The sequence below is a fragment of the Mariniflexile sp. genome (genome assembly GCF_041583155.1).
Taxonomy (GTDB): domain Bacteria; phylum Bacteroidota; class Bacteroidia; order Flavobacteriales; family Flavobacteriaceae; genus Mariniflexile.
The window spans coordinates 20,413-42,827 of the sequence record NZ_JBFHGK010000018.1 but is presented as its reverse complement, the minus strand read 5'-3'; the positions used below and the strand labels follow the sequence as shown (position 1 = coordinate 42,827).

The window sequence follows — 22,415 nt, the reverse complement described above, 5'->3', positions numbered from 1 at the left end:
AAATGTAAATTTGCGCCTTCAAAATAAGAACTCATGACTGAATTAGTAAGGAAGATTACACCAAACGTTAAAGATGATGTTTTGGCGGGTATAACCGTTTCATTAGCCATGATTCCAGAAGTTGTGGCTTTTGCTTTTGTGGCTCAAATAGATCCTCTAGTGGCCTTGTCTGGAGCCTTTATTATAGGATTAATAACCGCTGCTTTTGGAGGTAGACCTGGCTTAATTTCAGGTGCTGCTGGTGCGGTTGCGGTTATTTTTGTGCATTTAATTTCGGAAGGTCACGCCAAAGAGATGCTATTTGATGTGCCAGTAGAAAATATGGGCTACTTCTATTTATTGGCAGCTGTTATTCTTATGGGTATATTCCAAATAGGGGCAGGGGTGTTTAAGTTAGGGCGCTTTGTACGTTTAATTCCGCATTCAGTCATGCTCGGGTTCGTTAATGGTTTGGCTATTGTTATTTTTCTTGCCCAAGTACGTATGTTTTCACATAAAAAATTAGAGATAAGTGCAGAAGGGGTTAAGGAATATATTAACATCCCAATGCAAGGATCTGAGTTGTATGTTATGATAGGGTTAGTTTTATTAACCATGGGGGTAATGTGGGCTTTACCTAAGCTAACAACTAAAATTCCAGCAGCTTTAACGGCCATTCTTATTACCACAGCTATTGTTGTATTTGGCGGTTTGGATGTTAGTACTGTTGGTTCTTATATTATAGAGGGTGGTGGAAAAGGTTTGAAAGGAGAATTTCCGACTCCGAATTTAGAATTATGGCAGCATTTACCTATAAATTTAGATACGCTTAAATTTATATTGCCATACGCATTTCTAGCTGCATCGGTTGGATTAATAGAGTCGTTAATGACCATGAATCTGGTGGATGAATTAACCGAAACCCGTGGAGACGGTAACAGAGAATGTGTTGCTCAAGGTGCAGGAAATATACTAAGTGGTCTTTTTGGAGGTACAGGCGGTTGTGGAATGATTGGTCAAACTGTTATTAACGTGAATGCAGGTGGTCGTGGCCGATTGTCTGGTATTATGATGGCATTAACCCTATTAACCTTTATTTTATTTACGGATAAATATATTGAACAAGTGCCGATTGCGGCACTTATTGGTGTTATGTTTATGATGGTTATTGAAACCTTCGCTTGGTCAAGTTTCCGAATTATTAGAAAAATACCAAGATCGGATGCATTTGTTTTGGTTGTAGTTTCTGCCGTTACTGTTATTTACGATTTGGCTATTGCGGTTTTTGTTGGTGTTATTATTTCGGCCTTAGTATTTGCCTGGGAAAATGCGAAAAAAATTAGAGCCAGAAAACGTTTTTCTGAAGATGGGAAAATTAAAACGTATGAAATTTGGGGGCCGCTATTCTTTGGTTCTATTTTAGCTTTTAATGAAAAATTTGATGTAAAAAATGACCCAGACCATGTTGAAATTGATTTTGTTGAATCACGAATTAGCGATCATTCTGCTTTAGAAGCCATATTTAATTTGGTGAACAAATATGAAGCGGAAGGAAAAACCATTAAGCTGAAACATTTAAGTGAAGATTGTAAAATCTTGCTTTACAAGGCAAACCCTAAATTTAAAGAGGTTATTGTTGAAGCAGTTGATGATCCGCGTTATTATTTAGCAGAAAATCCAGAGAATTTTCCAAAATCATTAAGAGAGTATAAGTTTTAAGGCAGTTTAAAATTTAGAAGGCACAAGGTTAGTATGTAAGATATACATTTAACTAAAACTATTTTACCCTTACACTATTAGGTACAAACTTGGTGTAATCACCATCATTTTTAATTACATCTCGCACAATTGAGGATGAAATAAAAGAGGTTTTAGCGGAAGTTAATAGAAACACTGTTTCAATGGTTGCTAAACGTCTGTTGGCATGAGCAATGGCTTTTTCAAACTCAAAATCGGCTGGATTTCTTAAACCACGTAAAATAAATTCAACATTTATTTCCTTACAAAAATCAACAGTCAAGCCTTTGTAAGTTATTACTTTTACTTTAGGTTCGTCTTTAAAGGCATTCTCTATAAACGCAGTGCGTTCTTCAAGTGAAAACATGTATTTTTTTTCGGAGTTCACTCCAATAGCGACAATGACTTCATCAAAAAGTGTTACGCCACGCTTAATTATATCGTAGTGTCCTAAAGTTAATGGGTCAAACGACCCTGGAAATAAGGCTTTTTTCATTCTTTTTTATTTCTGCTCTAATTGGAATTGTATTATAGGTACGACAATTTCTAAAAATTTAGATAACAATTATTATTTGGTTTTCAAGGCCTCTTCTATCGCATTATCAAACAGTTCCTTCAAAGTAATGCCTGCTGCGGCTGCTTGTTGCGGTAAAATACTTGCTAACGTTAATCCGGGTACTGTGTTTACTTCTAACAAATGAGGTTCACCATTTTTAAAAATATATTCGCTCCTACTAAAACCTTTCATTTTTAAAACTTCATATACTTTTTTAGCAAGTGCCGTTACTTTTGTTTCTTCTTCTTTCGTTAATCGAGCTGGGGTTATTTCTTTTGATTTTCCTAAATATTTAGCTTCATAATCAAAAAAATCATTTTCACTCACGATCTCAGTTATTGGTAATACCTTGGTTTCTCCTTGAAAGTTAATAACCCCAACCGAAACTTCTGTACCATCTAAAAAAGATTCAATAATAATTTCATCATCTTCTTTAAAAGCTACATCTATGGCGTTTTTAATGTCTTCTTTTTTGTGCACTTTACTCACACCAAAACTACTTCCAGCTTTGTTGGCTTTTATAAAACACGGTAATCCTACTTTAGAAATTATAGTATCTTCATTAATTTCATCACCTAAATTTAGGTAGTAGGATTCAGCAGTTTTGATGCCATAGGGTTTTAAAGTGCTTAAACAATCGCGTTTATTGTAGGTTAGTGCTGCCTGATACATATCGCAACTTGTTTGCGGAATGTTTAGTAATTTAAAATAAGCATGCATGTAACCATCTTCGCCTGGGGAACCATGAATGGCGTTAAAAACACAATCAAATGTTATTTTTGAATTGTTTTTTGTAACTGAAAAATCGTTTTTATCAATAGGGAATTCAGCTTCATTGCTATCCACATATACCCATTTTTCTTTAAAAATATGAATTCTAAAAGCGTTGTATTTTGAAGCATCAAGGGTGTCATAAACTACATTTCCGCTTTTTAATGAGATTTGATATTCACTTGAATACCCTCCCATAATGATAGCAATATTTTTTTTCATGTCTTAATTATTTGTCGCTTCCTGTAAAGGAAAAATCAATTTTGTGTCTAAAAACGACTATATTTTGTATCTATTAATAGTTAAGCTAAAATATCACTTAAATTGGAAAAGAAAAAACAGTTCTGTTTTTATATCTTTGCCTCATCGAAAATTTTATAAATGAGCCTTAAAAAATTTCTAACCAGTAAAGTGTTTTTCAAACAAGTATTGCTTGCTGTAGGAGCAGTAGTTGTTATTAGTTTTATTATTTTGAGATGGTTAAACTTTACAACAAATCACGGAGAGTTTAAAACTGTTCCGGAACTAAAAGGGAAATCTTTAAGCGTTGCCAGTATAGAATTAGAGGAGCAAGACCTTATTCTGGAAATTCAGGATTCTGCAAACTATAATCCTGATTACCCAAAGTTTTCTGTTATTGATCAGGAGCCTAAAGCGGGTGCTAAGGTAAAGGAAGACCGTAAAATATATATAACGGTGAATCCTTCGGGCTATAGAAAAATTACGGTTCCTGATTTAAAAGATCGTACCTTTAGGCAAGCGAAACCAACTTTGGAGGCTTTAGGTTTTAAGGTTGGCAAGCTTACATATATTGATAATATAGCTAAAGATCTAGTACTTAAAGTTCAATATAAAGGTTCTGAAATTAAACAAGGGGCAAAGTTGCCTAAAACAACAGCAATCGATTTAGTGCTTGGTAATGGTAACAGACCAGGATCAGAAGCAGTTTCAGACAGTATTCCTTTAAATGAAACTGATTATAACGAATCAGCTTCCGATTTAAATTTTTAAAATAACCCTATCTGTGGTTAACACAGTTGATATATTGCGATGGAAGATTATACCCCAGATTTTATTGATGATGAAAGCGATCTTTACGAACACCATGCGTTTACCGTAGATAAAGGTCAAAATCCACTTCGAATAGATAAATATTTAATGAATTTTGTTGAGAATGCTACCCGAAACAAAATTCAGGAAGCAGCCAAAAACGGAAGTATTTATGTTAATGGAGCACCTGTAAAATCAAATTACAAAGTAAAACCTCACGATAATATCCGAGTGCTTTTTACCCATCCACCACACGAAAATTTATTGGTTGGTGAAGATATTCCCTTAGATGTGGTTTATGAAGACGACCAATTGCTAGTTGTAAATAAACCAGCGGGAATGGTAGTGCATCCAGGTCATGGTAATTATTCAGGAACACTTATTAATGCGCTTATATACCGAATTGAAAATTTACCTAATAACTCTAGCGAACGCCCAGGGTTGGTACACAGAATTGATAAAGATACAAGTGGTCTTTTAGTAATAGCCAAAACGGAACAAGCTATGGCGCATTTATCGTTACAGTTTGCTGAAAAAACGAGTGAACGTGAATACGTGGCAATTGTTTGGGGTAATATTGAAGCGGACGAAGGCACTGTTGAAGGTAATATTGGTAGACATCCAAAAAATAGGTTACAAAACACCGTATTTTTAGACGATGAAGCCGATAAAGGTAAACCTGCAGTTACACATTACAAAGTATTGGAACGCTTGGGATATGTTACTTTAGTGTCTTGTAAGCTGGAAACAGGACGTACGCACCAAATACGCGTGCACATGAAGCATATTGGGCACACCTTGTTTAATGATGAGCGTTACGGTGGCGAAAAAGTGTTAAAAGGAACCACATTTACTAAATACAAACAGTTTGTAGATAATTGTTTTAAAATTTTACCAAGACAGGCTTTACATGCTAAAACATTGGGGTTTGTACATCCCAAAACTGGTGAGTTTATGCGATTTAATACAGAAATTCCTGAAGATATGCAGCAGTGTATTGAAAAATGGCGTACCTACTCTAAGCATCAAGGTTTGGAAGAGTAAGAGTGTTTTTTTTGCTATTATTTCTTATTGAAGACTTTGACTTTCTGAATAACTTATCGTATTTCCAATGGCAAGTCCCCAAGAGTCAACCAGTCCTGCATTTACTTCTAAAACGTATTGGGCAGGAACATTGGATGGTAGTGAGCTTTCATCAAAAGGTTTTGCATTTTTTTGAAAACTTACTATGGTTTTGTTCGCGCTTATAAAGATGAGGTCTAAAGCTATTTTCGTATTTTTCATATAAAAATAACGTTCGGTTTCATCCTCAAACACAAATAACATGGCTTGCTTTTCAGACATCGCATCTCGGTACATCAATCCCGTTTGAATATCAAAATCGGTATCAGCTATTTCAATATCTAAGGTTACTGTTGTTGAATCTGTTTTAAAAATAGTAAGTTCACCTTCTTTTTTAAAAGAGATTTCGGTTTGTTTAATTACCTTTTTGTCGTCTTTACAAGCCAAGATACTTAAAGCACATAGACTTAAAGTTAAAGCAATTTGTAACGAAAACCGTTTGAAACGCATATTATTTAGAAGTTGTTTTTGGTTTGAAAACAAACATAAAGTAAAGTCCAATAATAATAAATGGAATGCTTAACCATTGGCCGGTGTTAAATCCTAACCAGTTTATATATTCGTCACCCTGCGGTTCTTTTACAAACTCTACAAAGAAACGGATGGTCCATAATAAAATTAAAAACAAACCGAATAGGAATCCTGGTTGGTCTCCTTTCGTAGTTTTAGAATAGAAATACCATAAAATTAAAAACACAAAAATATAGCAAAACGATTCGTATAATTGTGCTGGATGGCGATATGGGACTGCATTTAGTAACTCAGCAAATTGCGGATTATTAGTAACGGCGTTATAGGCCTTCTGCACATCATTAATTCCCGTTAATTGTACAATTTGGCTTTTGTAATATTCATCTTGAATAAAACGAACACCAAAAGATGAATCTGTTACTTTTCCAATAATTTCAGAATTTATAAAATTTCCAATTCTAATAAAGATGGCACCAGAAGCTACTGAAATAACCACACGGTCTAAAATCCAAAGTAATGATTTGTAATTGTATTTTTTCCGGTACAAATACATCCCGACAATAATACCTATAGCAGCACCGTGACTTGCAAGTCCTTGAAAACCGGTAAATTCTATGCCGCCTTTAAAACGAAATGGTAAAAAGATGCTGAAAAAGTCTTCTGAAATTAATTCCGATTGGTAGAACAGCACATGCCCCAACCTAGCACCAATCATGGTAGCCAAAACCGTGTAGATAAATAAAGGATCTAAATATTCAAGAGATACTTTTTCTTTAATAAAAATACGCTTCATAATGTACCAACCTAATACGAAGGCTGTAACCCACATAAGGCTGTAAAAGTGTATTTTAAAGTTTCCAATAATGTCTATGCCTGTTATAGGATTCCAATCAAATGTTAATAGGTACATGCGTTGTAATTTTACTTTTTTTTTAAATATTAATTTTGGAGTTCTAAAATTTCAACTTCAAAAATTAAGTTAGTTTTTGGGGGAATGCCTCTGTTTCCTGTTTCGCCATATGCTAAGTGATACGGAATAAATAAGGTTGCTTTATCGCCAACATGGAGTTGTTGCAAGCCTTCTTTAAAACCAGCAATCATTTGAGCATCTGGGCTAATGTCGCACACAATAGGTTGGTATTGGTTAGCTTCCTTTCGGTATTCATTAACCATGTTATGTAATTCGGCCGTTTCTAATTTACTGGTATCTAAAAGTCTGCCATCTTCAAAATACAAAGTGTAATTTGCTAAAGCTTTTGAAGTTACTTTTAGTTTTTCGCCAGTTCCTTTTTCTGTAACCGTGTATTTTAAACCTGAAGGTAAGGTAACTGCTTCTGCTTCTTGAGCCTTGAATCTGTCTTTGGTAGCCTGTAATAGAGCTTCAGCTTTAGCTATTTTCTCTTTTTCAATTTTTTCAGCTTCAGCGAAATGATTAATAAAAATTTTGGGGGCATTAAACTCTCTAGCCGCTTTTCCTTTTCTTATGATATTTAATTCTTTGATAACTACATCCACAATAGGTTTGTTGCCTTCTCCTGTTTTTACGTTGGAGATACTGTCTTGTACGTCTAAACCTAAAATAAGTTCACCAAAAACCGAGTGTTTGTTATCTAAATGGGGTTTTGGTTTTTCGGTTATAAAAAACTGACTACCATTGGTTTTAGGGCCAGAGTTGGCCATAGATAAAATACCAGGTTTATCATGTTTTAAATCTGGATGAAATTCATCCATAAATTTATATCCAGGACTTCCTTCCCCGGTGCCTAGTGGGTCGCCGCCTTGAATCATGAAACCATCTATAACCCTATGGAAAATAGTACCATTATAAAACTTTTTGTCTTTGTAAGCTTTGTCCACCATGGTGTTTGTGCCTTCAGCCAATGATACGAAATTAGCAACCGTAACGGGAGCTTTATCAAACGCTAATTTGGCAACCATTGAACCTTTGTTTGTTATAAATTCAGCATAAATACCATCTTCTAAATCTGGGTATTGTGCTTTACAAGATGAAAATGTGATTAATAGGACGACAATGGATAGTTGAAAAGATAATCTGAGGTGATTCATTTTAATCTGCTTGATTTTGGGTAATTGAATTGATAGTTACTTCGCACATTAATGGCATGTTGCTACCTATTTTATTTTCGTCACCATAATAACCATAGGCTTTTTGAGACGGAAATAAAAAGGTTACAGTCTCGCCAGTTTTCATAAGTTTTAGGCCTTCTCGTAAACCAGTAAATAGCTCTTCACGATCCATGGCGTAATTTTGTGTTTTAAGAGCTTCTTTGGAATAAATAACACTGCCATTAAGCGATTTTACGTTGTAATCATAGTTTACAATATCTCCAAAAGTTGGTTTTTTTATTGAATCAACTTCAACTTTTGTGTTGTAATAATACCAAAATCCACTTTCAGAAGCTATATATTTACGGTCTTTATGTTGCTTCATGATTTTCTCAATTTGAGATTTCTCGTTAGCATATAGTTTTTTATTACGCGCAACGGAAGCATCAATAAAAGAACCAGATTTTACTGAAACAGGGCGTCTCGCTTCTGGCGATTTACAGCTGATAGCAGCTAGTAAAATAAAGGTAAATAGGTGTAATTTATTCATCATTCAGGGCTTTATTATAACTAGGCAATATACTAATAAATTTCTCAACCGTATCGTTTAATGATAAATAGCTTTTGCCTCCAGCGGCATTTATATGGCCGCCACCTTCAAAATGGGAACGCGACATATCGTTTACCGAAAAATGGCCTTTTGAGCGCAATGAAATTTTAATAATACCCTCCTGCTTGTCTTCAATAAAAATGGCGGCTAGCACAATATTTTCTAAAGATAAGCCGTAATTAACAATACCTTCGGTATCCCCTTTTTTGTAATCAAATTTGTTTAATTCTTCTTGCGATAATGTAATGTATGCCGTTCTAAATTCTGGAACAACCTTTAAGTTGGTTAGTGCGCAACCTAATAACTGCAAGCTTTTGTAGCTATTGGAATCGTAAATATTATTGTGGATCTGCGAATTGTTGGCACCACGTTCAATAAGGTGTGCTATAATTCTATGAGTTTTGCTTGTGGTTGATGAAAATCTAAAAGAACCAGTGTCCGTCATAATACCTACATACAAAGAGGTTGCTATATTGGTGTCAATTACATCTAAATCACCTAACATATCTATAAAATGATAAACCATCTCGCAAGTAGAACTCATACTTACATCGCTAAACATGTATTTTGCATAGTCGTCTGGCGCTTGGTGGTGGTCGATCATTATTTTAATAGCTTTACTTTCGGCAAGTACGGGTTCCATGTAGCCACTTCTATGTAGTGCATTAAAATCTAGAGTGAAAATAATATCGGCATCTTTAATTAAACCATTGCAAATTTTAGTCTGTGAATCGTGCTTTAATATACTGCGTTCACCTGGTATCCATTTTAAAAAGTTTGGATAATCATTAGGTGTGATTATTTGCACGTCATGATTTCCTTTTTTTAAGTAATGATACAGCCCCAAGGTAGAACCAATAGCATCGCCATCGGGGTTTTTATGAGGAACAATTACTATCTTTTTATGGGTAGATAATAGCTGTTTAATGTCTTCAATAGCTTGTTTTGTCATAGAGTGCGAAGATACAATTTAATAATATAAGCTTTAATAACGATTATGTTACTTTTACAGAAAATTAACCAAAAATTTAAAAAATGAAGCTTGCAATTAAGTTATGCATCGTTTGTATACTTGTTGTGTTTGTTGCATCGTGTAAATCGGTAGATGCTGTAAAAGTAACGGAAACCTCCGATTTGGTGCTAGCTTTCGGTTCTTGCAACATGCAATATAAGAACAATGAATTGTGGAAAGAAATTATAAAACACCAACCTGAAATGTGGATTTGGGGTGGGGATATAATTTATTCTGACACCGATAAAAAGGATAAGATGCAAAGAGATTATAATGTTCAAAAAACACAGGCAGATTATTCTAAACTTGTAAATGCTACTAATGTAGTAGGTACTTGGGACGACCATGATTATGGATTGAATGACGGAGGTGAAGAGTTTCATTTCAAAAAAGTAAGTCAGCAATTATTTTTGGATTTTATGGATATACCTAAAAACGATCCTAGGCGTGAACGCGAAGGTGTTTATAGTTCAGAAATAATTGAAAAGGAGGGTGGGACTATTAAAATTTTAATTTTAGACACTCGGTACTTTAGAACGGCACTCACTAAATCGGATGATAAGGACAAGAGGTTTCAACCCAATAAATATGGTGAAGGCACCATTTTAGGTGCCCAGCAGTGGGGATGGTTGGCAAATGAATTAAATGATTCTGAAGCCGATTTTAATATTATAGTAAGTAGTATTCAGGTGTTATCTGGAGCACATGGATTTGAAACTTGGGGCAATTTTCCACATGAAGTTGATAAATTAAAAACACTGATTACCACTTCAAAAGCTAAAAATGTGCTGTTACTTTCTGGAGATAGGCATATCTCAGAATTTTCAAAAACGACATTTGAAGGGCTTAACTATCCATTAATCGATTTTACCTCAAGTGGGTTAACACATGCATACAGCGGTTTTAAAGGCGAAATTAATGAGTTTAGAGTTGGTAAGGTTGTGGCCGAATTAAGTTTCGGACTATTGAAATTTAATTTTAAAACAGGTGCCGTTTTAATGGAAATGCGAGGTAAAGGGAATAAACTGCAACAGCAATTATTACAGTACTATTAATATACCAATTAAATATAAAAGTAGTATTTTTGATTAAAATTTAATAAAAACAGAATGGCAACAAACAGAACATTTACAATGCTTAAACCAGATGCTGTTGAAAACGGGCATATTGGCGCAATATTAGAAAAAATTTCAGCTTCAGGATTTAGAATTGTTGCGATGAAATTAACACAAATGACTAAAGCTGATGCAGAAGTCTTTTATGCAGTACATAATGAGCGTCCATTTTTTCCAGATTTAGTTGAATTTATGACGCGCGGCCCAATAGTAGCTGCTATTTTAGAAAAAGAAAACGCAGTTCAAGATTTTAGAACTCTAATAGGTGCTACAAATCCGGCAGACGCGGCAGAAGGTACTATTAGAAAGTTGTTTGCTACCTCGATGAGTGAAAATGCCGTTCATGGAAGTGATAGTGATGAAAACGCTGCTATTGAAGGTGCATTTCATTTTTCAGGAAGAGAACAGTTTTAAGAACTGAACCATATATAACGATAAAATCCCGCATCAGCGGGATTTTTTGTGTCTTAAAAAAAATTAAAAAGTATATATTAAATTACTTTTACATTTACTGCGTTTAATCCTTTTTTACCTTCTTTTAATTCAAATTCAACTTCGTCGCCCTCACGAACTTCGTCAATTAAACCTGAAATGTGAACAAAATGTTCTTTTTTCGAACCTTCTTCAACTATAAAACCAAAACCTTTGGCATCGTTAAAGAATTTTACTGTCCCTTTACTCATACTTTAAATTATTAAATTAATCCTCTAAATGTAGTATAAAAAAACATTAAAAAAAAAATGTTTTTTCCAGAAAGTTTTATAAAAACAAAAAAGTCTATCAAAATGATTGATAGACTTTTAATGTAATTGTTAAAGTATATGTTTAGATTACTTTTACGTTTACGGCGTTTAAACCTTTTCTACCTTCTTGTAGATCGAATTCAACTGCGTCACCTTCACGAATTTCATCGATAAGTCCTGAAATGTGTACGAAATGTTCTTTGTTGTTGTCATCTTCAGTGATAAATCCAAAACCTTTAGAATCATTGAAGAATTTTACGGTACCTTTACTCATTGTGTTTATTTATAAAAAATTTAAGTGCCAAAGGTAGTATAATTATTCATACATCCTTGCTTTTTGTTGTTTTTTTTATTTTTGGTAGTAATATCTAATTAGCGCAGAACCAGTTTTTTAATGATTTCTTTTCCTAAAGCTTCGTTAAGCATGGTTACTATTTTTTCCTTTCCATAACTTAATTCTTCGCGCAAAACACTGGAACTTAATTGTACATAAAGTGTGTCGCGTTCTAGATTTACAGAGGTTGTATAATTGTTTACACCATTACCCATTAAGTCTGCCCAAGCATCAACAACATTTACTTTATTTAATCCAGTTTCTAATTTATTGGTTTCTACAAATTCTTTGAGTGCATCTGAGATGCTAATATGTTCGTTATTGCGTTTTGCCATGGTTTTGTTTCAGGTTAAAGTTTAATTGAAGAAAGTTTGAAAGTAGAAAGTAATTTGGTTAATCGGCTCCTTTAATCAACGTTTTATTGCTTATCTATTTCGTTTTCTATGCTAATTTACAACTTAAAAATTTCGTAGGACTGATGTACTTGTTTTACCGCATTCTCCGTGCGTTCTGCATGTGTATCACTAATAAAAAGCTGACCGAAATTTTCATTATCAACCAATTTGATAATTTGAGCAACTCTATTTTCATCTAATTTATCAAAAATATCATCTAAAAGCAATATAGGGTTTACATTACTTTGTGCTTTTATAAAATCAAATTGTGCCAACTTCAATGCAATTAAGAACGATTTTTGCTGCCCTTGACTTCCAAATTTTTTAATGGGATGATTTTCAATATTAAAATGTAAATCGTCTTTGTGAATGCCTACACTAGTGTATTGCAACGTTTTATCTTTGTTAATGTTTTTTTGTAAGAGTGTGTTTAAATCGGTTTCAAATAAATCGCTGTGATATTGCAGCTCAACTGTTTCATTTCCATTACTTATGGCTTGGTATCGTTCTTTAAAAATGGGAATAAATGTTCTAAGAAAAGCGTCCCGTTTTTCAAATATCACAACCCCATAGTCGTTTAACTGATTATTGTAAACCTCTAAAGTGTCTTTATTAAACGTATGGTTTAAAGCAAAATATTTTAAAAGTGCATTGCGCTGAGCTAAAATTTTATTGTAATTAATTAAGCTACTTAAATAGCCTTTGTCACTTTGTGAAATAACACTATCAATAAATTTTCTCCGCGTATCACTACCTTCAATAATTAAATCTCTATCAGCGGGTGAAATAATCACCAAAGGCAAAAAGCCAATGTGTTCACTAAACTTTTCATATGGTTTTCCATTTCGCTTAATTACTTTGGTTTGTCCTCGCTTTAAGCTAACAACTACTTTTTCGGTTTTGTTTTCCTTTTCATATTCTCCGTTAATCACAAAAAAAGCTTCGTCATGTTTTATGTTTTGAGATGCTACTGGATTAAAATAGCTTTTTCCAAAGGATAAATGATAAATAGCATCTAAAACATTAGTTTTTCCAATGCCATTATTGCCGACAATACAGTTTATTTTTTCGTTGAAAATGAACGACTTGCTATCGAAATTTTTATAATTTAATAATGAAAGTGATTTTAAAATCATATAAAAAGTAACTTAAAGGCAATAAGAACCAGAGGCGTCTTAATTAAGGATGTGCAAATTATTGAAAAATATCAAATAAATACCCTTTTAGTTATGAAGAAAAATTATATTTTTGCGGCGCATTAAAAATTTAGACTAAATACATGGCGACTTATAATAAGAGAGGGTACAAACCAAAAACAAAGGAAGAAAAGGTGGAAGAAGTAGAACAACATTCTACTACTGCGGAAGTTTTTAATTCACTTGACGAGAGTGCATCAAAAACAGAAGACTTTGTTGCAAAAAACCAAAAATACATTTTCATAATAATTGGTGTTGTTGCGGCTGTTGTTTTAGGGTATCTAGGCTATAATGAGTTTATTGCCAAACCGAAGCAAGTAACTGCGATGAACGATATGTTTCAAGCGCAAAAATATTTTAATGAAGCTGTGAATGGTACTGCAAAAGATTCACTTTATATGTTAGCATTAAAAGGGGGAGAGGGAAAATTTGGCATGTTAGACGTTATTGAAGAGCATAGCGGTACACCATCGGCTAACTTGGCTCATTATTATGCTGGAACTGCTTATTTGCATTTAAAAGATTATAAAAAAGCGATTGAGCATTTAAGTGAGTTTAAAAGTGACGACGAAATTTTAGCGCCTTTAGCAAAAGGCAATATTGGCGATGCATTTGCACAATTAAACCAATCTGAAGACGCTTTGGATTATTATGAGCAAGCCGCTGAATTGCGTGATAATGAATATACAACTCCAATGTATTTATATAAAGCAGGCGCAATTGCTCTAGAATTAGGAAATGCTGATAAAGCACTTACTTATTTTAATAAAATTAAAGAAGAATATCCAAATTCATCTGAGGCTACCACTATTGAAGTTTTTATTGGTAAAGCTCAGGTATTGGCAAACAAATAATATGGCTACGGCAAACAAAAATTTATCCGATTACGATAAAACAACAATCCCAAATGCGAGCAAGTTTCGATTTGGGATTGTTGTTTCTGAATGGAATGATACCATAACAGAAGGCTTATATAAAGGGGCTTACAATGCTTTGGTTGAGAATGGTGTCTTGCCAAATAATATCATTCGTTGGGATGTTCCTGGAAGTTTCGAGCTTATCTACGGAAGTAAAAAAATGCAAGAGCAGATGGTTAGCGCTGTTATTGCTATTGGTTGTGTAATTCAAGGCGAAACCAAGCATTTTGATTTTGTTTGCGAGGGTGTTGCTCAAGGTATCAAAGATTTAAATGTATTACACGAAACACCTGTAATTTTCTGTGTGCTAACCGATAATACCATGCAGCAATCTATCGATCGTTCTGGTGGTAAACATGGCAATAAAGGAACCGAGGCTGCCATTGCAGCTATCAAGATGGCTGAGTTAAGAAAAAACAGCTAATTAAAAATTTTATTGTAAAATCCCAGATTCTAAAGGCGTAATGCAAATCGCTTTTTGGAATTTTTTAGCATTTCAATCTTCGCTTTCTGCCTATTTTTAAGTATTTTTGAGCTAAAAGTAGCAACAATTTTGTTTAAACAACGCAAACATAAAACATTTAATCCTCCATCTTTTTTTTCTGAAGAAAAGAACACTGATACTGTGGAGGAATCGTTTAAAAAAAGAGATTTTGTTTCTAAATGGAGGCGTGAAAATGCTGGAAGTCGGAAAGTAAAAGGCGCTATGTCTTTACCAATATTAATCCTCGCTTTGGTATTATTATTGATATGTATGTATATATTGGATTCAAAATTCAATTAATTTAGGAATTATGGGAATTTTAAAACAGCGAAAAAACAAAAAATTTAGCTATACACCTCGTTACTTTGATGACAAAGGTGCAGGTAACCCGTTTGAAATTAAACATAAATTTGACGAATATAGAAAAACTGTTGGCGCTAATACTGGCTTCAAAACCAAGTTAAATAATGCTTTAGATGATTTTAAAAATAACAGAGACCAGCAAACCGATAGACGGATTTTAATTATTGTGGCTGTTTTGGTTTTAATTTTCCTTTTTATCATCGATTTTGATTTAACTATTTTCTTTTCTAAATAATTTATGGCAGACATTATACAGCTATTACCCGACCATGTGGCAAATCAAATAGCTGCTGGAGAAGTTGTGCAACGTCCAGCTTCTGTGGTTAAAGAATTGCTAGAAAATGCCATAGATGCCGATGCTACCATTATTAAACTTGTTATTAAAGACGCCGGAAAAACCCTTGTTCAAGTAATAGACAATGGTAAAGGCATGAGTGCAACCGATGCCCGATTAAGTTTTGAGCGTCATGCAACTTCAAAAATTCGTTCTGCAGATGATTTGTTTCACCTAAACACCAAGGGCTTTCGTGGTGAAGCTTTGGCAAGTATTGCGGCTATTGCACATGTAGAACTAAAAACCAAACAAGCGCATGATGATGTTGGTACAGCTATTGTTATCGAAGGGAGTACCATTGTTTCTCAAGAAGTGGTTGTAACTCCAAAGGGCACATCACTTTCTGTAAAAAACCTATTTTTCAATATTCCTGCTCGACGAAATTTTTTAAAGTCGAATACAGTAGAATTACGCCATGTTTTTGATGAATTTCATCGTGTAGCCCTAGCACATCCTAATATTAGTTTTGCCTTTTATAACAACGGAAGCGAAGCATTTAATTTGCCTATTAGCAATTATAGACAGCGTATAGTTAATATCTTTGGAGCTAAAACCAATGAAAAATTGGTGCCGGTTGAAGAGGAAACCGAAATTTTAACCATCTCTGGATTTGTTGGAAAACCAGAGTTTGCTAAAAAAACCAGAGGAGAGCAATACTTTTTTGTGAACGATAGATTTATTAAAAGCCCTTATCTAAATCATGCCATTGGTTCCGCATTCGAGGGCTTGTTAAAAGGGGGTAACCATCCCAGTTACTTTTTGAATTTAAAGGTAGATCCGCAAACTATAGATATTAACATTCACCCTACAAAAACGGAGATCAAATTTGATGATGAGCATACCTTATATGCCTTGTTACGATCGGCTGTTAAACATAGTTTGGGGCAATTTAACATAGCGCCTGTGCTCGATTTTGAGCGAGATGCTAATTTAGACATGCCTTATGATTATAGTAGCAAAGAAACAAAATCGCCAGTTATTGAGGTGGATAGAAGTTATAATCCGTTTAAGGAAAATAATTATGTTCCAGGGAAGCAAACAACCGCTTTTAAAAAACAAACTACCAATAATTGGGATAGTTTGTATGTTGGTTTAGAATCTAAAGGCACACAAACAGAACCCGATTTTAGTGAAGTTCATTTTGAGAGTGAAGAAACTACACTTTCTGTTTTTACTGACGATAAGGAGGTAGATAAATTGCAAACTACTTACCAGCTTCATAACAAATATATTGTAAGCACTATTAAATCGGGGATGCTGGTAATTGATCAGCACCGAGCACACCAGCGCGTGTTGTACGAAGATTTTCTTAGGAGTTTAACTATCAAGTCAGGAGTAAGTCAACAATTATTATTCCCTTTAGAACTGCATTTTTCATCACAAGAAATTGAAATATTAAATCAGTTAAAAGAAGATTTAGAACATACTGGTTTTGTGTTTTCAAACATTTCCAAAGAAACGATTGAGATCGTAGGAGTGCCTGTAACGGTTCCGGATAGTGAAGTGTCTATCATACTTGAACAATTAATTAGCGATGTTGAAAATGATGTGCCTGATACTCATTTTAGTACCACCGATTTATTAGCCAAATCGATGGCAAAAAGTTTAGCGATAAAACGCGGACAATCTCTATTGAAAGACGAGCAAGAGCATTTAGTAAATAAACTTTTTGCTTGTAAGGAGCCAAATGTGTCACCAACTAACCGAGCAACATTTATAACTATGAGTGTTGACGAATTAGATAAAAAATTTATATAACTATGATGCGAATTTCAGAAACTGTTAAGCATTTAATAATAATTAATGTACTTATGTTTATAGGTACTATATTTATCGGCAATGGTGCTTTTTACGAGTGGTTTGCGATGTATTTCCCCAAAAATGATTTGTTCGAACCATGGCAAATTATCACGCATATGTTCATGCATGGCGGTGGTTATATTGAGAATTTAAGCATCATGCACCTGTTGTTTAATATGTTCGCCTTATGGATGTTCGGCTCACCCGTAGAGCAGGTATTGGGAACTAAGCGATTTTTGTTTATTTATATATCGGCAGGTTTAGGTGCTGTAGCTTTACAGGTGGGGTATTATTATTCGCAGTATTTACCAAATTACAATTCATTAATAGCTTCCGGATTAACACCCGATAATATTCATTATATGCTTACTTCAAGTAAAGTTTTGGAAGGTGTAACACAAGCACAATTTTTAGAATTGCAGGATATGTTTCAAGTTTTCAATGCCTCTATGGTTGGAGCTTCTGGCTGTATTATGGGGGTTATGGCTGCTTTTGGTATGATGAATCCTAATGCAGAATTGATGCTTATATTTTTGCCTATTCCAATTAAGGCGAAGTATTTTATTCCTGGAATTATTATTTTGGATTTGATTTCAGGTATTACCGGACAATCGTTTTTTAGCCCAAGTAATACGGCTTATATGGCGCACGTAGGTGGTGCTTTAACCGGTTTCATTATTATGTGGTATTGGAAAAAAAATCAATTTAACAACAATAGATGGTACTAAATGAGTTTAACAAACGATATAAAATACAAATTATCTAATCTGAACGTATTAGAAAAGATTATAGCTATCAATTTGATAGTGTATATTCTTGCATTATTTTTAAATCTAAGTTGGTTTGAATTACCAAGTGGTTTTGGAGATTTTTTTGCAAAACCATGGGCCATTATTACTTATGCATTTGTTCATTACGATTTTTTGCATATCCTGTTTAATATGCTGTGGCTTTTTGTTATTGGACGTATGTTTTTAAATTTATTTAGTGTTAAAATGGCATTAAATATTTATGTGCTCGGGGCCATGTCTGGCGGTTTGTTGTTCATGTTTTGTTATACATTATTTCCAAACACTTTTGGTGGTAATTCTAACTTAGTTGGGGCTTCGGCAGCTGTTAGAGCTTTATTGATTTTTCTTTGTGCTTATATGCCAAGTCAGGACGTTAAGCTTTTTATGTTTAATATAAAACTTTGGCATGTTGGTTTAGTAATAGTTATTTTAGATATCTTAGGCGTGTTTTCTGGTATTAGTAACCCTGTTTCAGGAAATGCAGGAGGTAATTTGGCGCACCTTGGAGGTGCGATGCTGGGTTATTTTTATGCGAAGCAACTATTGGTAGGAAATGATATAGGTAAAGGTGTTGAAAGTTTAATAGCATTGTTTTCAAACATGTTTAAACGTTCAAAAAAAGGACCTCTAAAAACCGTACATAAAAATAAAAGTAAAATTGGTGGTTATACTAAATCTGATTTTAACGAGTTTAATAATCAAAAGAAAATTGATGTTATTTTAGATAAGATTAGTAAAAGTGGATACGATAGTTTAACAACCGAAGAAAAAGAGTTTTTATTTAGAGCAGGAAAATAGGAAGAAGCTAGCAATTCAGAACCATACTAATTAGAATGATTCACAGCAAGGCGCATTTGCCAGTAAAAAGCAATAGCATTAACACATGAAGGATTTAGGCACCATAAATAAGCTTATATATATTATCAATATTTTGGTTGCCTTTGTGTTGTTGTTGGCTTTTGTTTTGCCATTTCTTCCTCCCAAAACATTTTCTGTGTTGTCCGTGGTTAATTTGGGAGTCCCTTTTCTAATCTTAGTGAATGTGTTATTTTTTCTATATTGGTTGTTCAGGGTTAGAAAACAGTTGTTTCTTTCTTTAGTAATATTGGTAATAGGTCAGTTGGTATTCGGATCGTTATATAAGTTTTCTTCTTCCAAAAAAAATGAAGACCCTAATAATTTTAAAGTGATGAATTATAACGTTAGGTTATTCAATTTGTTTGAATGGATTCCTGATAAAGAAATTGACACAAAAATAATTGAATTTATAAAAAAAGAAGATCCTGCTATTTTATGTATTCAAGATTATCATCCTCGGAAAAATAATGATTTAGCCTTTTTTAAATACAAGTATGAACATCTTTCAGGAAAGAAAATTAAAAATGGGCAAGCTATATTTTCAAAGTTTCGAATTATTAATTCTGGTTCTGTAGAATTTCCTAATACGTTTAACAATGCTATTTTTGCTGATATTGTTAAGGGAAAAGATACCATCCGGGTTTACAATATTCATTTAGAATCGCTTCGAATTAACACCCAAATCGACAGTTTAACAAAGGAAAATTCTGAACGTATTTTTAAACGTGTTAGTTCTACATTTAAAATGCAACAATCGCAAACGGAAATGCTTTTAAAGCACCAGTCGGAATCTCGTTACAAAACTATTATTTGTGGTGATTTTAATAATACAGCCTTTTCTTATGTATACAGAAAAATTAAAGGCGATTTGAAAGACACTTTTTTAGAGGCAGGAAATGGTTTCGGGCGCACCTATGACTTCAAGTTCTTCCCAGTACGTATCGATTTTATTTTTGCGGATCCAGCTTTTGCTGTAAATGGCTTTAAGGCTTATAATGAGCATTATTCCGACCATTATCCTATCTCAACCATGTTAAGTCTAGGAAAGTAGTTTTAAGTGGGAATAATAGTCCTTCTAAAATTTGTATTATGAAACAAAGAGCTTTGTCGTATTTTACACTTCAAAGGCGGAGTTACATCAGTGAACAATCAACAGTATCAGCAATAATATGAATAACCAAACCTATTCCAATCAATCGGGTTTTTTTAGGAATTAATAGTAGCAAATAAACTACCATTGCGTAATACGAATGAAGGGGATGAAAATTAATGCTACATCTATTTGGATCAAAAATAGGTGTAGCTAATAAATGATCCAAATCAATCAATATACCCAACACCATAATAACGTAAGCAAATTTCCAATTAGATTTGTAAAATAGAAGTGCAACTGCCAGAGGCAATACGAAATGACAGCTGTAATGAGCTACTGTTTGAAGCATTATAAAGGAGCTATAGTTTGCGATTCTAAATAATTCAAGGTATTAGGTCCTTCATTAAAAAGTAGGTCTAAAATGCTTAAATTAGGAATAAAACCATGTTTATCGCCAAAAACTTGGGTATAACTATCAAAATTATATTTTTGTTCTTTTTTAGCGTTTACTAATGGTCTAAAATCCAAGATGTCTTCAATGTTTTTTCTGTAGACTTCCGATTTTGAAATAGGCAAATCCAATTGCAAACAATCACAAATAACTTCAAAGCATTTTAAGTTGAAATCTAAAATAAAATCAGCTTTTAATTGGAATAAAGGTTGCAATTCATCTTCATAATATTCAAAAAATGGTGAGGTTTTGTAAGCCGATAGCAGTGATTTCCAATGATTATTTTGCCATTTTTCTTCATTAAAAATTTTAACATCCCGATACTTTTGTCTGTTTTTTTGACTGTGAATTACAGGAATGTTTAAAACCAATTTACCGTTTGCCCCGTAAATATAGGTACGGTTCCTATAGGTTTGTTTTAAAAAATTATCATCCGTTTCAAACGTAATTTCGCTAGCATTGGCAATAGCAACAAAATGCGCTATGTTAGGAAAATATGTAGGATGTAATATTGTGTTCATTTGATTAGTTGTGGTTGCATAGTGAAAGTGTAAATCAACTTACCAGCACACGACTTTACAGTTTAACCATTTGCTTTTTTACGAGCTCGCCATTTACTAAAACCATAGTATCCTGCTAATAATACTAAGAATGGAATTAAAAAGGATGTTGCTTTTCCTTCACCACTAACGGTGGTAAAGAAGCGATCCCATCGTGGCTTTTTGCCATCCCAACTCATCCAAATAAATACTGGTTTCCCCACTACATGGTCGAAAGGCACAAAGCCCCAGGCACGTGCATCAATCGAATTGTGACGATTATCACCCATCATCCAATAGTAATTTTGTTTAAAGGTATAGGTAGTGGCTACTTCACCATTAATTAAAATTTGATTGCCTTTTACTTGTAATGTATTGCCTTCGTATTCCGTAATAACACGTTTGTAAAGTGGTAAAACTTTTAAATTAATAGCAATGGTTTTTCCCGCTTCAGGAATGTATAATGGACCAAAGAAATCCACATTCCAATTGTAATCTGGGTGATGCGGAAAAATTCCAGCGTCTCTAACACCTTTTTCTTGAATGTTTGGTGTAATGCTTACTACGTTAGGATTGTTTTTAAATTTAGCTAAAGCTTCATCTGAAATTGCAGCGAAATAATAAGTATTATTAGAGTTTGGAATAATACCAAAACCATCAGTAATATCATAGCGTTCCTTAACGTATAATGGATTAAATTGTGTGGTTTTTGGCTGTACAAAATAACTGAATTGTAAATGAGCTCTATCAGGCAACTCGTTTTTCTTTCCGTTAATATAAACATACCCATTTCGAACTTCTAGAGAATCACCTGCTATTCCCACACAACGTTTTACTAAATTAGTTTTTTTGTCTATAGGTTTGTAATAGTTCCTGTCCGGATGAAAATCATTCATATCCAGCAGTGTATCGGCAGGTTGGTTAAAAACTACAATATCGTTTCTTTCTATATCTTCAAACCCTGGAATTCTGAGGTAAGGTAATTGTAATTTGTTTTTCCACGAGCTACTACCTTTATGGTCATCAAACAAATACGATTTTTTATGTAAAACAGGAATGGTATCATGTACCATCGGAGCACCTACGGTTGTCATAGGGACTCTAGCGCCATAATGAAACTTGCTTACAAAAAGAAAGTCGCCAACTAAAAGTGATTTTTCCAAAGATGACGATGGAATGGTAAACGGTTGAATAAAATAGGTGTGAACAATAGTGGCGGCTACAATAGCAAAAAGAATGGAACTTACCCAATCTCCTGCACCCGATTTAGGATGTAAACTTCTGTTTTCAATATAAGTTATGTTGGTAGCATAGTTTAGGTAGTAGTTGTAAAAGCCTAAGGTTATAACAGCCAAAACAGTGTCTAATTGACTATTCTTACCAAAACTTCTGGCAGTTTCAACCCAAATAACAGGAAACATTATAAGATTCACAATTGGTAAGAATAACAAAATAACCCACCACCATGGGCGATTAATAATTCTCATTAAAACAACACCATTATAAACAGGAATAAAGGCTTCCCATGCTTGTTTTCCGGCTTTAATATATAATTTCCAAGTACCTAAACCATGTACTACTTGAATAATCAAGATGAAAATAAACCATTGCATCAATGTCATAATCG

Annotated in this window: 27 protein-coding genes; 13 read left to right on the top strand and 14 right to left on the bottom strand. The window is 33.8% G+C overall.

Annotated elements, in window-relative coordinates; translation table 11 throughout:
• Positions 1 to 33: 33 nt before the first annotated feature.
• A complete protein-coding gene (locus ABYI63_RS08770; RefSeq protein WP_372755561.1) occupies positions 34 to 1,698 on the top strand; it encodes a SulP family inorganic anion transporter in 1,665 nt (554 codons plus the stop codon).
• Between the two features lie 58 nt (positions 1,699 to 1,756).
• Here the strand turns inward: ABYI63_RS08770 and coaD are convergent, their stop codons facing one another.
• The gene (gene coaD, locus ABYI63_RS08765; RefSeq protein WP_372755559.1) at positions 1,757 to 2,212 is read right to left on the bottom strand and encodes a pantetheine-phosphate adenylyltransferase; all 456 of its coding nucleotides are present in this window, start codon (positions 2,210 to 2,212) and stop codon (positions 1,757 to 1,759) included.
• A gap of 72 nt (positions 2,213 to 2,284) precedes the next feature.
• On the bottom strand, positions 2,285 to 3,265 hold the full coding sequence (locus tag ABYI63_RS08760; protein ID WP_372755557.1) for a D-alanine--D-alanine ligase: 981 nt from the start codon (positions 3,263 to 3,265) through the stop codon (positions 2,285 to 2,287).
• 159 nt (positions 3,266 to 3,424) lie between these two features.
• On the opposite strand from ABYI63_RS08760, the gene ABYI63_RS08755 reads away from it, so the two are divergent.
• Together ABYI63_RS08755 and ABYI63_RS08750 are read left to right on the top strand one after the other, a co-directional pair.
• Positions 3,425 to 4,054 (top strand): PASTA domain-containing protein, encoded by a 630-nt coding sequence (locus ABYI63_RS08755; protein ID WP_372755555.1) that lies wholly within the window; start codon positions 3,425 to 3,427, stop codon positions 4,052 to 4,054.
• 39 nt (positions 4,055 to 4,093) lie between these two features.
• Positions 4,094 to 5,137: an RluA family pseudouridine synthase gene (locus tag ABYI63_RS08750; RefSeq protein ID WP_372755553.1), complete on the top strand. Its 1,044-nt coding sequence runs from the start codon at positions 4,094 to 4,096 to the stop codon at positions 5,135 to 5,137.
• Between the two features lie 24 nt (positions 5,138 to 5,161).
• Here the strand turns inward: ABYI63_RS08750 and ABYI63_RS08745 are convergent, their stop codons facing one another.
• The 5 genes from ABYI63_RS08745 to ABYI63_RS08725 are packed head-to-tail and all read right to left on the bottom strand — an operon-like array spanning position 5,162 to position 9,315.
• Entirely contained in the window at positions 5,162 to 5,665 is a 504-nt protein-coding gene (locus tag ABYI63_RS08745) for a DUF192 domain-containing protein (protein ID WP_372755551.1), read from the bottom strand.
• 1 nt (position 5,666) lies between these two features.
• Entirely contained in the window at positions 5,667 to 6,596 is a 930-nt protein-coding gene (gene lgt / locus ABYI63_RS08740; RefSeq protein ID WP_372755549.1) for a prolipoprotein diacylglyceryl transferase, read from the bottom strand.
• A gap of 29 nt (positions 6,597 to 6,625) precedes the next feature.
• Positions 6,626 to 7,753 (bottom strand): peptidylprolyl isomerase, encoded by a 1,128-nt coding sequence (locus tag ABYI63_RS08735; RefSeq protein ID WP_372755547.1) that lies wholly within the window; start codon positions 7,751 to 7,753, stop codon positions 6,626 to 6,628.
• Between the two features lies 1 nt (position 7,754).
• A complete protein-coding gene (gldI, locus tag ABYI63_RS08730) occupies positions 7,755 to 8,303 on the bottom strand; it encodes a gliding motility-associated peptidyl-prolyl isomerase GldI (protein ID WP_372755619.1) in 549 nt (182 codons plus the stop codon).
• A complete protein-coding gene (locus ABYI63_RS08725) occupies positions 8,296 to 9,315 on the bottom strand; it encodes a bifunctional oligoribonuclease/PAP phosphatase NrnA (protein ID WP_372755545.1) in 1,020 nt (339 codons plus the stop codon). Before ABYI63_RS08725 ends, gldI begins: the two co-directional genes overlap by 8 nt.
• A gap of 83 nt (positions 9,316 to 9,398) precedes the next feature.
• Between ABYI63_RS08725 and ABYI63_RS08720 the strand changes: the two genes are divergently transcribed.
• Positions 9,399 to 10,430: an alkaline phosphatase D family protein gene (locus ABYI63_RS08720; protein ID WP_372755543.1), complete on the top strand. Its 1,032-nt coding sequence runs from the start codon at positions 9,399 to 9,401 to the stop codon at positions 10,428 to 10,430.
• A 54-nt stretch (positions 10,431 to 10,484) separates the two neighbouring features.
• The gene (locus tag ABYI63_RS08715) at positions 10,485 to 10,904 is read left to right on the top strand and encodes a nucleoside-diphosphate kinase (protein ID WP_372755541.1); all 420 of its coding nucleotides are present in this window, start codon (positions 10,485 to 10,487) and stop codon (positions 10,902 to 10,904) included.
• Positions 10,905 to 10,981: 77 nt separating this feature from the next.
• Here ABYI63_RS08715 and ABYI63_RS08710 read toward each other — a convergent pair whose 3' ends face one another.
• From ABYI63_RS08710 to ABYI63_RS08695, 4 genes are all read right to left on the bottom strand, one after another.
• Positions 10,982 to 11,173 (bottom strand): cold-shock protein, encoded by a 192-nt coding sequence (locus tag ABYI63_RS08710; RefSeq protein ID WP_132217323.1) that lies wholly within the window; start codon positions 11,171 to 11,173, stop codon positions 10,982 to 10,984.
• 142 nt (positions 11,174 to 11,315) lie between these two features.
• The gene (locus ABYI63_RS08705) at positions 11,316 to 11,507 is read right to left on the bottom strand and encodes a cold-shock protein (protein WP_034044451.1); all 192 of its coding nucleotides are present in this window, start codon (positions 11,505 to 11,507) and stop codon (positions 11,316 to 11,318) included.
• A 98-nt stretch (positions 11,508 to 11,605) separates the two neighbouring features.
• Complete coding sequence (locus ABYI63_RS08700) at positions 11,606 to 11,902, bottom strand: DUF721 domain-containing protein (RefSeq protein ID WP_372755538.1); 297 nt, start codon at positions 11,900 to 11,902, stop codon at positions 11,606 to 11,608.
• A 116-nt stretch (positions 11,903 to 12,018) separates the two neighbouring features.
• The gene (locus ABYI63_RS08695) at positions 12,019 to 13,098 is read right to left on the bottom strand and encodes a DNA replication/repair protein RecF (RefSeq protein WP_372755536.1); all 1,080 of its coding nucleotides are present in this window, start codon (positions 13,096 to 13,098) and stop codon (positions 12,019 to 12,021) included.
• Between the two features lie 143 nt (positions 13,099 to 13,241).
• Here ABYI63_RS08695 and ABYI63_RS08690 point away from each other — a divergent pair, with 143 nt between their 5' ends.
• The 8 genes from ABYI63_RS08690 (at position 13,242) to ABYI63_RS08655 (ending at position 19,756) form a co-directional block, all read left to right on the top strand.
• The gene (locus tag ABYI63_RS08690; protein WP_372755534.1) at positions 13,242 to 14,012 is read left to right on the top strand and encodes a tetratricopeptide repeat protein; all 771 of its coding nucleotides are present in this window, start codon (positions 13,242 to 13,244) and stop codon (positions 14,010 to 14,012) included.
• A 1-nt stretch (position 14,013) separates the two neighbouring features.
• Positions 14,014 to 14,499, top strand: a complete 486-nt coding sequence (gene ribH / locus ABYI63_RS08685) for a 6,7-dimethyl-8-ribityllumazine synthase (RefSeq protein WP_372755532.1) — start codon at positions 14,014 to 14,016, stop codon at positions 14,497 to 14,499.
• A 129-nt stretch (positions 14,500 to 14,628) separates the two neighbouring features.
• Positions 14,629 to 14,859: a hypothetical protein gene (locus ABYI63_RS08680; RefSeq protein ID WP_372755530.1), complete on the top strand. Its 231-nt coding sequence runs from the start codon at positions 14,629 to 14,631 to the stop codon at positions 14,857 to 14,859.
• Between the two features lie 10 nt (positions 14,860 to 14,869).
• Positions 14,870 to 15,157 carry a riboflavin synthase subunit beta gene (locus ABYI63_RS08675; protein ID WP_372755528.1) on the top strand — a complete coding sequence of 96 codons (288 nt, stop codon included), beginning with the start codon at positions 14,870 to 14,872 and terminating at the stop codon, positions 15,155 to 15,157.
• 3 nt (positions 15,158 to 15,160) lie between these two features.
• Complete coding sequence (gene mutL / locus ABYI63_RS08670) at positions 15,161 to 17,014, top strand: DNA mismatch repair endonuclease MutL (protein ID WP_372755526.1); 1,854 nt, start codon at positions 15,161 to 15,163, stop codon at positions 17,012 to 17,014.
• A gap of 2 nt (positions 17,015 to 17,016) precedes the next feature.
• The gene (locus tag ABYI63_RS08665; RefSeq protein WP_372755524.1) at positions 17,017 to 17,784 is read left to right on the top strand and encodes a rhomboid family intramembrane serine protease; all 768 of its coding nucleotides are present in this window, start codon (positions 17,017 to 17,019) and stop codon (positions 17,782 to 17,784) included.
• Complete coding sequence (locus ABYI63_RS08660; RefSeq protein ID WP_372755522.1) at positions 17,785 to 18,645, top strand: rhomboid family intramembrane serine protease; 861 nt, start codon at positions 17,785 to 17,787, stop codon at positions 18,643 to 18,645.
• An 85-nt stretch (positions 18,646 to 18,730) separates the two neighbouring features.
• Positions 18,731 to 19,756, top strand: coding sequence for an endonuclease/exonuclease/phosphatase family protein (locus ABYI63_RS08655; RefSeq protein WP_372755520.1), 1,026 nt, complete (start codon positions 18,731 to 18,733; stop codon positions 19,754 to 19,756).
• Positions 19,757 to 19,838: 82 nt separating this feature from the next.
• Here the strand turns inward: ABYI63_RS08655 and ABYI63_RS08650 are convergent, their stop codons facing one another.
• From ABYI63_RS08650 to lepB, 3 genes are all read right to left on the bottom strand, one after another.
• Complete coding sequence (locus ABYI63_RS08650) at positions 19,839 to 20,147, bottom strand: DUF6122 family protein (protein ID WP_372755518.1); 309 nt, start codon at positions 20,145 to 20,147, stop codon at positions 19,839 to 19,841.
• Positions 20,147 to 20,770 carry a WbqC family protein gene (locus tag ABYI63_RS08645; RefSeq protein ID WP_372755516.1) on the bottom strand — a complete coding sequence of 208 codons (624 nt, stop codon included), beginning with the start codon at positions 20,768 to 20,770 and terminating at the stop codon, positions 20,147 to 20,149. The genes ABYI63_RS08650 and ABYI63_RS08645 overlap by 1 nt, the downstream gene beginning before the upstream one ends.
• Before the next feature lie 62 nt (positions 20,771 to 20,832).
• Positions 20,833 to 22,410 carry a signal peptidase I gene (gene lepB / locus ABYI63_RS08640; protein ID WP_372755514.1) on the bottom strand — a complete coding sequence of 526 codons (1,578 nt, stop codon included), beginning with the start codon at positions 22,408 to 22,410 and terminating at the stop codon, positions 20,833 to 20,835.
• Between the last annotated feature and the right edge of the window lie 5 nt (positions 22,411 to 22,415).